At 44.9% G+C, this 12,804-nt stretch carries 11 protein-coding genes; 5 read left to right on the forward strand and 6 right to left on the reverse strand.

From position 1 onward, the window contains the following. Positions 1-89 precede the first annotated feature (89 nt). Positions 90-995 carry a hypothetical protein gene (locus tag BLR32_RS30830; RefSeq protein WP_089837994.1) on the reverse strand — a complete coding sequence of 302 codons (906 nt, stop codon included), beginning with the start codon at positions 993-995 and terminating at the stop codon, positions 90-92. Positions 996-1,253: 258 nt separating this feature from the next. On the opposite strand from BLR32_RS30830, the gene BLR32_RS30835 reads away from it, so the two are divergent. The 5 genes from BLR32_RS30835 to BLR32_RS30855 all read left to right on the forward strand — a co-directional run bounded on the left by BLR32_RS30835 (position 1,254) and on the right by BLR32_RS30855 (position 9,116). Beyond that, a complete protein-coding gene (locus tag BLR32_RS30835) occupies positions 1,254-1,832 on the forward strand; it encodes an RNA polymerase sigma-70 factor (protein ID WP_089837995.1) in 579 nt (192 codons plus the stop codon). Positions 1,833-1,883: 51 nt separating this feature from the next. Continuing rightward, entirely contained in the window at positions 1,884-3,002 is a 1,119-nt protein-coding gene (locus tag BLR32_RS30840) for a FecR family protein (RefSeq protein WP_089837998.1), read from the forward strand. Between the two features lie 313 nt (positions 3,003-3,315). Continuing rightward, positions 3,316-6,579 (forward strand): SusC/RagA family TonB-linked outer membrane protein, encoded by a 3,264-nt coding sequence (locus tag BLR32_RS30845; RefSeq protein ID WP_176842489.1) that lies wholly within the window; start codon positions 3,316-3,318, stop codon positions 6,577-6,579. Between the two features lie 18 nt (positions 6,580-6,597). Continuing rightward, positions 6,598-8,001: a RagB/SusD family nutrient uptake outer membrane protein gene (locus BLR32_RS30850; RefSeq protein ID WP_176842490.1), complete on the forward strand. Its 1,404-nt coding sequence runs from the start codon at positions 6,598-6,600 to the stop codon at positions 7,999-8,001. Between the two features lie 2 nt (positions 8,002-8,003). Next, complete coding sequence (locus tag BLR32_RS30855) at positions 8,004-9,116, forward strand: TlpA disulfide reductase family protein (RefSeq protein WP_089838004.1); 1,113 nt, start codon at positions 8,004-8,006, stop codon at positions 9,114-9,116. 148 nt (positions 9,117-9,264) lie between these two features. Here BLR32_RS30855 and BLR32_RS34185 read toward each other — a convergent pair whose 3' ends face one another. The 5 genes from BLR32_RS34185 to BLR32_RS30870 all read right to left on the reverse strand — a co-directional run bounded on the left by BLR32_RS34185 (position 9,265) and on the right by BLR32_RS30870 (position 12,402). Next, complete coding sequence (locus BLR32_RS34185; RefSeq protein WP_176842491.1) at positions 9,265-9,438, reverse strand: hypothetical protein; 174 nt, start codon at positions 9,436-9,438, stop codon at positions 9,265-9,267. A gap of 10 nt (positions 9,439-9,448) precedes the next feature. After that, positions 9,449-9,712, reverse strand: a complete 264-nt coding sequence (locus BLR32_RS34690; protein WP_394331208.1) for a DUF6934 family protein — start codon at positions 9,710-9,712, stop codon at positions 9,449-9,451. A 6-nt stretch (positions 9,713-9,718) separates the two neighbouring features. Next, a complete protein-coding gene (locus BLR32_RS30860; protein ID WP_089838006.1) occupies positions 9,719-10,156 on the reverse strand; it encodes a nuclear transport factor 2 family protein in 438 nt (145 codons plus the stop codon). Positions 10,157-10,232: 76 nt separating this feature from the next. Further along, positions 10,233-11,267, reverse strand: a complete 1,035-nt coding sequence (locus BLR32_RS30865) for an NADP-dependent oxidoreductase (protein ID WP_089838008.1) — start codon at positions 11,265-11,267, stop codon at positions 10,233-10,235. A gap of 229 nt (positions 11,268-11,496) precedes the next feature. Next, a complete protein-coding gene (locus tag BLR32_RS30870; RefSeq protein ID WP_089838010.1) occupies positions 11,497-12,402 on the reverse strand; it encodes a helix-turn-helix domain-containing protein in 906 nt (301 codons plus the stop codon). Positions 12,403-12,804: the final 402 nt, after the last annotated feature.

The following is a 12,804-nucleotide window of genomic DNA, read 5'->3' on the forward strand; positions in this document are numbered from 1 at the left end:
TAATCAGAAAATACTAAATGCATCAAACGCGCTCTGAAGCGGTTTGATGCATTTCTGTGAGGAACGGTGGCCAATCGGCAAAACGCTGATTACTGCTTTGATTTCAATTGACTCAATAAGTTATCGAAGCGCACCCAGTATATACCACAGTCTTTTTCACTTGTACCCTTGGTATAAAACAAGTATTTACCATCTGGGGTCACATACTGTCCGAAACGGTGGGCCAACCCATTGTTAATTAGCGGGCCGAGGCTTTGTGGAGCACTCCAGGTGTTGTCTTTTTTCCGGAAGCTGATCCACAGCTCGCATTCGAAATCCTTAGTTTCTTTGGCGCTGATGATCATATAAGATTCGTCGGGTGCGACGTATAGGTCGCCATTGAAGCCCGGTGCGTTGAGCGGTTCACCTAAATTTTGGATGGAGGTGTCTTCGGGGGCAGGCGGCATTACGGCAAATTTCCATGCGGCCATGTCGTCCTGTTTTCCCCAGGTACCATTACTCCCTACGTATGCCCGTCCGCTGAGGGTCGGCATGTAATTATACAATACATACGAACGTTTGAGCCATGATTGTGGCTTACCCCATTTCCCGTCCACCTTGTGCATTTGTTGGATGCCTGCATTGTCTGTCACCAGCAGGGTTTGCCCATCCATTGCAAAAGTAGGTGTTCCGTACTGGCTGGCCAGCAGGACAGGCCCCTGCCATTTGTTGGTCGCACTGTCGAACCGGAAATAACTTAATCGTTGGTGTTGGTTGCTGAACCATTCGTTATTGCTGCCGTAAAAAAACTCTTTCCCATCAGGAGAAAATGCAACCCGGGCGAGCACGAAATACCCCGAGTCTGTCAATAAGGTTGGTGCAAACCGTCTGGGAGTATCGTTGGGCGGTAACTGGTCAAGGTAGGCATGCGGGCCATTCCAGAAATTTTTCTGTTCCTGCGGAGAGCAGGACATTAATAGGTTGATCAGTATAAGAACGATCAGCATCATACGCATAGAAAATAAGTTTCCGGTAAAACTAAATGACCCGTTTGAACCCTGTCATTTCATTTCCCGTCAAAATGCATCAAGTTGCTTCATTTTATATCTTTATCATATTCAGCATGTTACAGGGGACTGTTTTCAACTGTGGCAGTTTGTGAGCATGGTGCCACCTTTGCTCCTAAGACAACAAATAACGGATCAGGCGGTGCCTATAGACGGGTACATTGTAAAGCCTTCTGAAATCTCCCGCTTTTTTCTAATTTTGACGCAATGGGGTTCTTACTACATGCCGATGATAAAGAGCTGGTTGTCATGCTACAGGCAGGCGACAATGATGCTTTTACTGAACTTTACAACAGGTATAAAAAGCCCCTGATCATACATAGTTATAAGAAAACCGGCGATCTTGAGGACGCGAAGGAAATAGTGCAGGAGGTGTTTTCTACGCTATGGAGCCAACGTGAGCAGCTTCCGCCCATTCTGCACGTATCTGCCTATTTATATACAATGGTCCGTAATAAAGTATTGAACTATATAGAGCATAAGCAGGTAGAGGCCCGGTATGCGCTTAATTTTCAAAACTTTATGGATGAAGGGTACAATGCTTCCGATATTCAGATCCGGGAAAAGGAATTACAGCAAATGATTGACAAGGAGATTGCAGCACTTCCTCCCAAAATGCGGGAAGTATTCATCCTGAGCCGAAAGGAACATCTTTCCCACAAAGAAATCGCTGAGCGACTCAATATCTCCGAGTTTACCGTGAAGAACCATATTAAAGGCGCATTGAAGATCCTGCGTTTGAAGATCGGGTTATGCACCCTGATCGCCCTGCATTATTTTTTATAAAAATTTTCATTTCCACTAGCCCTTCCCTCTTTTCTGGCTGTCATACATTATATGGGAGTCTCATTTAAGGCGCTGCTACATAAATATAATGCCGGAGAATGCACTCCGGAGGAGAAAGCGATCATTGAATCATGGTATGATCAGCTGGAGCTACCAGATCTGGAGGAGCTTACGGATGATCAGTTGCTTGAAATAGAACTACTTATCCCTCACTTACCAACCAAACAGCGGAACCGCCTGCCATGGATGTCTGTGGCGGCGGCTGTAGCTGTACTGGTGATAGCAGGAGGATATTTTTGGTACCACTTCAGGAATGTACCGGAACGTCAGCCCGTAGCGGTGACACAACATGATGCCCCTCCCGGGTCTAACAAGGCCGTGCTTACACTGGCCAATGGCCAGCACATTATACTGGAAGATGCTATGGAAGGAGAGCTGGCACAACAGGGTGGTATCATCATTAAAAAGAAAGCCGAAGGAGAACTGAACTATTCCGGTGAAGAAATACCGGACGATGAGGCGCCTGTTATGATCAATACGGTAAGTACCCCAAGGGGAGGACAACATCATCTGGTACTGGCAGACGGTACACAGGTGTGGTTGAATGCTGCTTCCTCTGTTACTTACCCGGTTGCTTTCAAAGGCGGGGAACGTGCAGTTGAAATTACCGGGGAGGCTTTCTTTGAAGTTGCACAACGTGCCGATCAGCCGTTCAGGGTTGTTTGTAAGGGACAAAGAATCGATGTATTAGGAACTCATTTTAACGTAAACGCGTATCCGGATGAACCGGTGATTAAAACTACCCTATTACAGGGTGCCGTTCGTGTAACAGCTGACGGTGGCGAAAGTGCTGTATTGAAACCGGGGCAACAGGCTATTTTGAACAATCTGCAACATGTGAAGGTAAGCGCTGTAGATCCTGAGGTGGCTATTGACTGGAAGGAGGGGGATTTTATATTTAAGAACGAAACCCTGCCGGATATTATGCGAAAAGTGTCCAGGTGGTACGATGTGGACGTGGATTATGGACATTATAGTCACAGCACGCTGACTTTTAGCGGGGAGATATCCCGGTCACGGAATCTATCGGTAGTACTAAAAATGCTGGAAAGTACTGCGGCAGTAAAATTTACAGTGAAGAACAATCATATTACTATAGCTGACCAATAAAAGATCACAATTATTTATCAACCAACACATTAAAATGCAATGACAGTAATTCAATGATCACCTATACCTACGAAAAAGCCGAGCTCAAACAGAAAACCGGAAGTGGTGGAACACTTCCGGTTAAGGCTTTGCTTAGGTACTGATACTGGTGTGGCCGGTCTCAGGCTAAACATTATTCATTAAACATTATTCGCGTAGCATACACAGCTTCGTGGGCAGGATTGCTTTGCGAATTAACTCAACCAAAATTATGAATTTTTGTCCTGAAAAATCAGGCAGGTGGACAACCTGCGCACTAATGTTCTTGCGCATTATGAAATTGATCGTACTCATTCTCACTACAATCGGACTTGTACAGGCAAGTGCCAGTAGTTATGCACAGAAGGTCACGCTTAACATGGAAAAGACACCGCTCTCGCAGGTGTTTAAAGAGATCAGGAAACAGACGGGGTATGACTTCTTTTATACCGATGATATGCTGAATGCCAGCAAGCCGGTGACTGTTCATGTGAAAGATCTTGACCTCCCCGCAGTACTTAATAAATGTCTGGTCAATCAACCGCTTGGTTATAGTATTGAGAATAATATTATTCTGATCCATGCGAAATCCATCACCAGAGAACCGGCTCCTCCCAGAATGGTGACTGGCATCGTGATGGATGAACATAATAATTACCTTCCGGGCGTAACTGTAAAGGTGAAAGGAGATCTCCAACGGGTGACCCTGACCAATGAAAAAGGAAGTTTTACAATCATCATTCCCGATGAGAAAGCCGTATTGCAGTTTTCATCTGTGGGATTTGTGAGCCGGGAAGTGCTACCTGCAAACAATAGCGCCGGACCCTTAAAGGTGGTATTGCGAGCGGACATAGGAGATCTGGATCAGGTGCAGGTCATTGCTTATGGCTCGACCACCAAGCGGTTTAATACAGGGGATGTAACGACGATTACGGCAAAAGATATTGCGAAGAATCCTGTCAACAATGTGCTGGAAGCATTACAGGGAAAGGTGCCAGGCTTATTCATTCAACAGGTAACCGGCCAGCCGGGAGGTGCTTTTTCGCTCCGGTTGAGGAATGCAGCTAACTTTAGTTCGAACGCTCCTCCTCCGCTGATAGTAGTAGACGGTGTGACCTATCCGGGAGCTAAGCTACCTATGGAAACAAATACCAATTATGGCACTGGTAACTTTTTACAGGGAGGTAATGGACTGAATTTCTTAAACCCTAATGATATTGAAAGCATCAGTGTGCTGAAAGATGCAGATGCCACCTCTCTATATGGTGCAGAAGGAGCTTACGGTGTGGTCCTCATTACGACAAAAAAAGCAAAGCCAGGACCGGCTACGCTGAATGTAAATGTGTACGATGGTGTGTCCATGTTAGGTCAGCATGTGAAGCCGATGAATACCGCGCAATACCTCATGCTTCGCCGGGAGGCATTGAAGAATGATGGCACTGCTATAGGAGACGGAGATCTCGATCTGAACGGGACTTACCCAGTGGACAGAGATAATAATTATCAAAAGCAGATGTTGGGTAATATGGCACAAACAGCCAATGTAAACCTGACTTACGGAGGTGGTACACAGACTTCCAGTTATATGGTAAGCGGCAGTCTCCGGAAGACGGGCAACATTCAGTTACATAAAGGCTCCATGGTGGATGGTTCCATGCACTTTTCCATCAATACGAATACGAAGAATAATATGTTCAGTTATGCGGTTTCGGGCACTTATCTTTCGAATGTTAGTACCATGGTACCGATAGATTTTTCATCTGTAGCTGTATTCACGCCGCCTAATGCACCTGCTCCTTTCCTGCCTGATGGCAGTGTGAACTGGGAAAGTCCGATCAATACGCGCATAGCAGATATAAACCGTACTTATCGTAATGTGACCAACAACTTACTTGGCAATATGAACCTCGTTTACCGGCCTTTGAAGCATGTGGCATTACGTGTGAACCTTGGTTACAGTAATATCAACGGTCAGCAGTTAATGGGATTTCCTACCACTGCCATGCCTCCAAACAAGGTGGATGCCGCTGCCAATACATTTAGCAGCTTTCACCATTTTCAAACACGTAATGTAACCTTTGAACCCTATGCAGAGTATAATAATAACTTCTGGCAGAAAGGGGAGTTCAGCTTTAAGGTTGGCGGAAAGCTGGATAACAACCTCAGTACTGTTGATGAAATCTCTGGTACGGGTTTTCCCTCCGATGCGCTGCTCAGCAATCCTTCTGTGGCTACAAAAGTGTCAACCGTCTACAGTCATACACCTTACCGGGATATCGGTATGTATGTCATCATGAAATACATCTGGGACCAGAAATATATTATTAATCTCAATGGAAGAAGGGATGGTTCTACCCGTTTTGGCCCGGGTAAAAAGTTTGGCACTTTCGGCTCTGTAGCTGCTGCCTGGATTTTCAGCGAAGAGTCCTTTATCAAATATAGTCTGCCATTCCTGAGCTATGGAAAGCTCCGGGCCAGTACGGGTATAATTGGAGGAGATGCTGTGGGAGACTTTGCATATCTGAGTAAGTATGTGGCCGGCTCAGGTACCTATGCGGGAAAGACGACCCTTAGCCCGGGTAGCCTGGCGAACCCCGAGCTCAGCTGGGAACACAACAGGAATACTGAAGTAGGATTGGAACTGGGTTTCTTTAAAGACAGAGTACATGTGGAAGGAAATTACTACCGGAATATTGCTTCAAATCAATTGATCAGTATACCACTATCTACTGTAACTGGTTTTGGAGGCTTTCCAGTGAATACAGATGCGGTGATCCGCACCAGTGGATGGGAGATGAGCGTGAGCACCAACAACATCCGGAAGAAGGATTTCAACTGGACCACACGATTTAATATATCTATTCCAACCAGTAAGCTGGTGAAGCTCCCTACTTACCGGAATCTGGGAATGAACTATGTATTGGATAAACCGGTTACCGGTACTATGTTATTCAACTATGCCGGTGTAAACCCCGAAACAGGATATTTCAGTTATGTGAATGCCAAGGGTGAGAAGGGTGATTATCAGGCGATGGAATTAACAGACGCGGATAAAACCCAGTTTGTTGACCTGGCGCCTAAGTATTATGGAGGGATCGGAAATACAATTACCTACAAACAGCTGTCACTGGATTTTTCTTTCACTTTTACCAAGCGGATGGCGATGAATGGATTGGCGCAGAACGGATTCCCGGTGGGTTACAATGGTTTAAACGGCCCTACTTACTGGCTGGACCGCTGGCAAAAGCCGGGAGATATTACTGAGGTGCCGCGTATGAGTGCTTCTATCATGAACCTGATCAACTTTTCACAATTATATGTAAACAGTACCGGTGCCTACAGTGATGCCACTTATGCGAGGTTGCAAAACGTAAGCATCCGGTATAATTTCTCCGGCGCGCTGGTTTCGAAATTACATGCGAAGGATCTCTCCGTGTATGTGCAGGCACAGAACCTGTTCACCATTTCCAACCTTGGGGGACTTGATCCTGAAAACCTGAGCCTATCAGTAATACCACCGATGAGAGTGATCACCGGAGGTTTAAATGTATCCTTCTAACTAATTAATGAGATGAAAATGAAAATCAGCATCATAAAATTACTGGCATTAGCACTGCTGTTCACCAGCTGCCAAAAGTACCTGGACAATGGTCAGCTCCCTGCGGGCACGATTGGCGGTTCCGACGCATATATATCAGACAATTCAATATCAGCAATTGTGACCGGCTCTCTGGCTGCGCTGAACGGAAGTGGACCTGATGATTTTCCAGGGCTTACCGGTTTGTATACAGACGAATTATTGCCCATGCCTAATACATCAGCGAATAATAAGATCCACATGTGTTACGAAGATGCTATTTCACCTGCTACTGTGAATTTCTGGTCATCTACCTATAGCAAGATCTATGCTTTAAATCTGGCAATAGAAGGGATCAATGCTACAAATGCCCAGTTGTATTTTAAAAACCAGTGGTTGGGTGAATGTTATTTTTTGCGGGCATTCAATTACTATTATCTGACGAATTTATATGGAGATGTGGCCCTGGCCTTAACGTCCGATTTTAATGTAACCAATAAGTTATCGCGTGCGCCACAAAGCGATGTGTACCGGCAGATCATTAGTGATCTGAAGATGGCGACATCCATGTTGCCGGCTACTTACAGGGATGGTTATGGGTCGGTAACTGCTGACAGGGCCCGGCCGAATCTTCGCACGGCACAGGCGCTGCTGGCAAAGATGTACCTGGCTACAGGAGAATGGCAGCGAGCGGCAGATATGGCGGATTCTGTGATTGCCGACAATGATACTTACAAGCTGGTAGGGCTGGCCGATGTATTTTTAAAGAACAGCCAGGAGACGATTTGGTCAATGGCCATGATAGACGATAGGATAACAGCTGAATTCGAGAGTTATAACAACTCTATGCCGGCTACAGTGACCACCGAGCCTGTGTCTACTTACCTGGTACAGGTACAGTTAACGGATGATCTGCTGAACAGTTTTGAGCCTAACGACGGCCGGTATACGAACTGGGTGAGGGCCACTACCTATACTGGCATCACACCTACTGCCACTTATTATTTCCCTAACAAGTACAAATCAGTAGCTAATGGTGCTGAGCGGTCTATGATACTACGGCTGGCGGATATCTACCTGGTAAGAGCAGAAGCAAGAACCGCATTGAAAAACCTGAGTGGAGCACAGGAAGATATTAATGTAGTCAGAAGCCGCGCAGGACTATCAAATACAACCGCATCGACGGAAACAGAACTCCAGGCGGCCATAGCACAGGAGCGTCGGGTAGAGCTGTTCACTGAAATGGGGAACCGCTTTTTTGACCTGAGACGCACAGGCAAGCTGGATGCTGCCATGATTGCTGCAAAAGGTAATGGTATCTGGACCGCTTATAAACAATTCTGGCCGATACCACCATCGGAAATTACTTACAATCCTAATCTTACTCAAACTTTTGGATACTAATAATGAAAAGAATAATTATCGCGGGCCTGACGCTTTTATTTACAGGTGGTGCAGCTGCACAAAACCATTATACAATACAAGGTCAGCTCAGTAAAGTGAAGATGCCGGCAAAGGCATACCTGATCTATTCATATGGCTGGTCGAATCAGCAGACACTGGATTCTGCGAAGTTATCAGGTGGCAAATTTACATTCAAGGGAGTTATCACAGATCCGGAGAAGGTAAGTATTGTGATTGGAGAAAGCGAGGATGCAATCACTTTTTACCTGGAACCGGGAGTGATCAGTATTAAAGGTACAAATTCACTAGCACATGCAGTGGTGAAGGGTGGCAAGATTAATGCGCAAAATGTTGTCTATTACAAGGAGGTAATGGCATCAGGTGATGCACTTTCATCGCAGCTGGATGAAACCTATAAGAAAGCTACTGCTGAGCAGCTCAAAGATACTACGTTTATAGCAGCTTTGTATGATAGAGCAAAGCAGATGATGAAGCAACGGGATTCCCTGAAATATGCTTATATCATGCATCACCCCGATTCCTATATAAGTCTTGAGGCTTTGATAGAACTGGCTGGCGGCGATCTTCCCATTACACAGGTAGGGGCGCTGTTTAAACAGCTGTCTCCTGAGGTAAGGAACACTCCTGTAGGGAAAAGACTGGGAAATGAATTGTTTGATACGGGTCCGACGTCAATCGGATCTATTGCACCAGATTTTACAGAAAATGATGTGAACGGGCAACCCGTACGTTTATCTGATTTCAGGGGGAAATATGTGCTGCTGGATTTCTGGGCATCCTGGTGTGGACCCTGCCGCGCGGAAAACCCTAATGTTGTTAAAGTATATAATAAGTATAAGGACCGGAATTTTACTGTGCTGGGGGTATCATTAGATCAGGCAGGTAAGAAGGACGCCTGGCTGGCCGCAATACAGCATGACGGACTGACCTGGACGCAGGTTTCGGACATGAATTACTGGAATAATGCGGCTGCGAAATTGTATAATATAAAGGCGATACCTCAAAACTTCCTGATCGATCCTAATGGAAAGATAGTAGGGAAGAACCTGAGAGGGGAAGCGTTGGAGAGCGAGTTGGCGAGGATTATTCAGTAGTTATTATTTTATTTTTCGAACCATGCTTTTTGTCCAATGATGAGTAAACCATGAACCGATACTGCCAAACCTATATTGTTTATAAGGTTATCATGGTTTCAAGAAAAATGCCTCACTTTTTGTGAGGCATTTTATTTTATCTTAAATATTATTTTGTTTTTAGCAGTTCAATGGGAAATGGATGTTCTTTTAGCATGCGTTTAGCTTGTTCTATTTTTTTAATAATAAAAGGACTATTCCGCACAGCTTCTTCGGGAACAGTCAATTTTCCTATTACCGGTTTTTCCCTTTTATCAAGGAGTTTGGAAAATTTTGTAGACATATTTTCTTCCTTAATGAACCATAATATTAACCACTGTATTTGCTACTTTGGATAGCACTTTATTTCTATCTGCATTATTTGAAATAGTTAAATCATTTATCACCTTTTTACATTCATCCCAATCTCCAAAAGCCAGATTGTATACTACAGTCCCATCTATCCATTTCCCAATTTCATGGTAATCGACAACCTTCTTGATTGCGCCATTAGGGCCCTGGCTTTCAAACTCTAATCTGGCAAAGATTTCATTTGTTAGATAAGGATATTTGTATATGAGTTATCAACCGACTTCCCGCTTTTCCTGCCAATCAAAATTCCCTATTCTCTTAGCGATCAGCCAACGGTTGTTCTCGCGAATGAAATCATCCTGATACGTAACACCTATAGTAGTCTTCATTTTTTTCCCGTTCTCCATACCTATCAACGTAACCTGGCAGTAAGAAGTTCCAGTGGCGCTATCACCATTTATAGTCACCTGCTGCTGGCCATTTAAATGGTAAACAGTTTCAAAGTCTTTAAGAAAATCTCCAAACGCTTGTTCCATTTCTTCCCGGCCTTTTAGTTTTAACACTGACACACCTCCGGCAAAGGTTTCTGAAATTGCATTCTCAGAAAATAGCTGTACTTCGGCATGCACATCTTTGTTATCCGCCAGGATGGAAACGGTATCAACCAGGTTTTTGAGGGAAATCCTATCGGCTAATTCTTTTATGTCCATGTTGGTGCTTTTATTGAACAGTATCTGACGAAAAAGAACACGCTCCAGCGGAGCGTGTTCCAAAAACTTTTACCCCTTACGCGACCGTGAGCACGATTTTACCCTGAATATGCCCATGGACGGCTCGTTCATGCGCTTTTTGAGCGTCAGCAAGTGGAAATGTACTGTCGATCGCTACGCGAACTGTTCCGGCATCGAGCAAGCGCCCTAATTCTGCAAGCTGTAGTCCGTTCGAGCGCACCTGGGTCATAGAGACTGTTATATTCCTTTTCGCAGCTTCCTTAGCGTCAGAGAAGCCTAAGAATACGGGGAATAATGCGCCACCAGGCTTGAGCGTACGAAGGAAACGACCGGTGGTCGGACCGCCAAGGGTATCAACGACAAGATCAATATCATGGGCGACCTCCTCGGGAGGAGTCTTTTTGTAGTCGATGAAATCATCTGCACCGAGTTCGCGGAGGAACGACTCATGTTTACCTGATGCTACAGCAATAACGTGTGCCCCCTTCAATTTTGCCAATTGCACGGCGAAGTGCCCTACGCCACCTGCTGCACCATTCACGAGTACCGTTTTGCCGTTGAGCGGTACGGGATGATGCCTCTCTGGTTGAAGCGGGTTCTGTACATCATGTCCCAGTTCGATCAGAAACTGCCATGCAGTGAGACCAGCCATCGGCGTTGCTGCGGCCTGCACGTGATTGATGCCGGCAGGCTTGTGCGCGAGGTCAGATGCGGGCACAGCTACGTACTCCGCATAAGCAGCGCTTTCCCCGAAGCTGGGAAAACGAACCATGCCGAAAACCTCATCGCCGACAGAGAAGCCCCGCACATCTGGCGCAACAGTCTCAACGACACCCGACACATCCGACCCTGGAATGATAGGAAAGGGCATCTGTGGCCGCCATTCAGGAGGAAGCATTTTATAGCCTTCGCGCAGATACCAGTCGGGAGGATTGATACCTACGGCATGAACACGAACAAGTACCTCACCCGGCTTCAGCTCAGGAAGCGGTGCATCTTCATAACGTAATACCTCAGGACCACCGAACTCGTGCAGCCGGATTGCCTTCATCGTTGGTATGCTCTCATTATTGTTTTCAAACTGTTTCATTTTTATAGTGCTTTTTAAATGTGTTTTAAATCAGGACTGTAATAACCGAAGGATACTGAGCTGCAGGCATACCTTTCCCACCAGCTACTGCATTGAGTAGTCAGCATAAGAATCTATTCCCAAAACTCATCAGATCTATGATGAATAATGATGGTGAATTACGCCCGTTTACTTCTTCGGAATGTTTTCATGCTTTCCACATGAATAAGTATGCCTCCGGTTACAGCGGTCAATTAAAAGACTTTCTAAAGGCGTTAGGAGAAAGATTGGTTTGGCGTTTAAATAATTTATTAAAAGACTGAGGATGTTCAAAACCCAGTTGATAAGCAATTTCAGCAACAGTCAGCCGGGTAGTGCTTAATGTCTCTTTAGCCTTTTCAATTAACCGGTCATGGATATGCTGTTGTGCACTTTGCCCGGTCAATGTTTTGAGCATATCTGACAGATATCTTGGAGAAACATTGAGATGCTTAGCCACCTCGGGGACAGTTGGTATACCCCCTGACTGGTTTTCAAACCGACCATTCAGGTAGGTATCCATCTGACTAATCAGGTCGTTATGAATTGCCTTGCGGGTAAGGAATTGCCGGTTGTAAAAACGATTGCTGTAATTAAGTAACAATTCGATCTGGGAAACCAGTACATCCTGGCTAAAGACATCTGTATTATTATCCAATTCATCGGCAATGTTTTCAAACAAGCCGGTGATTACTTTTTTCTCTTTGTCCGACAGGAACAAGGCTTCATTTACTCCATAAGCGAAGAAACCGTACTGCTGAATGTTTTTTCCCAATGGGTAGTTCCGGATCAGGTCAGCATGAAAAAACAGGATGTAACCGTCCAGACAGCTTTCATCCTCAGACATTGTTACCAGTTGATTCGGCGCTAAAAAAGCCATGCCGCCTTCCTCAAAGTCATAGTAGCCTTGTCCATATTTTATCTGGCCCCTGAAGTCCTTCTTAAAAGAAATCTTATAAAAATCGATCATGAACTTCTTTCCGACGATATTCCGGCCGCCTTTTTCCCTATCATAGTTCACTAATGCGACCAGCGGATGCAGCGGTTTCGGCATATCCATATCCCGTAATAACTCAGAGATATTTTTATAAATGATGGGCGGAGGTATTGCTTTCATGGCTTAAACTAAGTTAAGATTAATCATGTACACCTGGATGAAGGAAACTTGCTTCTCCTGCATCGACAGTACAAAGGTCCGGAAAGACGGTAAATAAAAGTTAGCCTATATTGTAAAAAGTGTAGTCTGTATCTCCGGTAGACCGAAAACAATGATTGTTAGAATCGATTTGGAGTTGTATTATGTTTACCTGACGGAAATGGCTCCCCCGAGGCAATTACCGCATATCGTAACCGTATTAAATGAAATTAGATATTTATATTACTTTTATTATCTTCATGGCAAGGAACAGTGGCTATGAAATACATTGTTAACAATAGTATCCCCTGACCAATATATCAAAGACGCTATAATAAGCGTAATCCGCTGCAAGCGGTGACCCTATTTTAACATAACGTATAC

This window comes from Chitinophaga filiformis, from assembly GCF_900102545.1.
Classification (GTDB): Bacteria; Bacteroidota; Bacteroidia; order Chitinophagales; family Chitinophagaceae; genus Chitinophaga; species Chitinophaga filiformis.

Bases quoted from the DNA above. Each gene is read 5' to 3' on its own strand.
- BLR32_RS30830 (WP_089837994.1), bottom strand. From the start codon at position 995: ATGCGTATGATGCTGATCGTTCTTATACTGATCAACCTATTAATGTCC.
- BLR32_RS30835 (WP_089837995.1), top strand. From the start codon at position 1,254: ATGGGGTTCTTACTACATGCCGATGATAAAGAGCTGGTTGTCATGCTA.
- BLR32_RS30840 (WP_089837998.1), top strand. From the start codon at position 1,884: ATGGGAGTCTCATTTAAGGCGCTGCTACATAAATATAATGCCGGAGAA.
- BLR32_RS30845 (WP_176842489.1), top strand. From the start codon at position 3,316: ATGAAATTGATCGTACTCATTCTCACTACAATCGGACTTGTACAGGCA.
- BLR32_RS30850 (WP_176842490.1), top strand. From the start codon at position 6,598: ATGAAAATCAGCATCATAAAATTACTGGCATTAGCACTGCTGTTCACC.
- BLR32_RS30855 (WP_089838004.1), top strand. From the start codon at position 8,004: ATGAAAAGAATAATTATCGCGGGCCTGACGCTTTTATTTACAGGTGGT.
- BLR32_RS34185 (WP_176842491.1), bottom strand. From the start codon at position 9,438: ATGTCTACAAAATTTTCCAAACTCCTTGATAAAAGGGAAAAACCGGTA.
- BLR32_RS30860 (WP_089838006.1), bottom strand. From the start codon at position 10,156: ATGGACATAAAAGAATTAGCCGATAGGATTTCCCTCAAAAACCTGGTT.
- BLR32_RS30865 (WP_089838008.1), bottom strand. From the start codon at position 11,267: ATGAAACAGTTTGAAAACAATAATGAGAGCATACCAACGATGAAGGCA.
- BLR32_RS30870 (WP_089838010.1), bottom strand. From the start codon at position 12,402: ATGAAAGCAATACCTCCGCCCATCATTTATAAAAATATCTCTGAGTTA.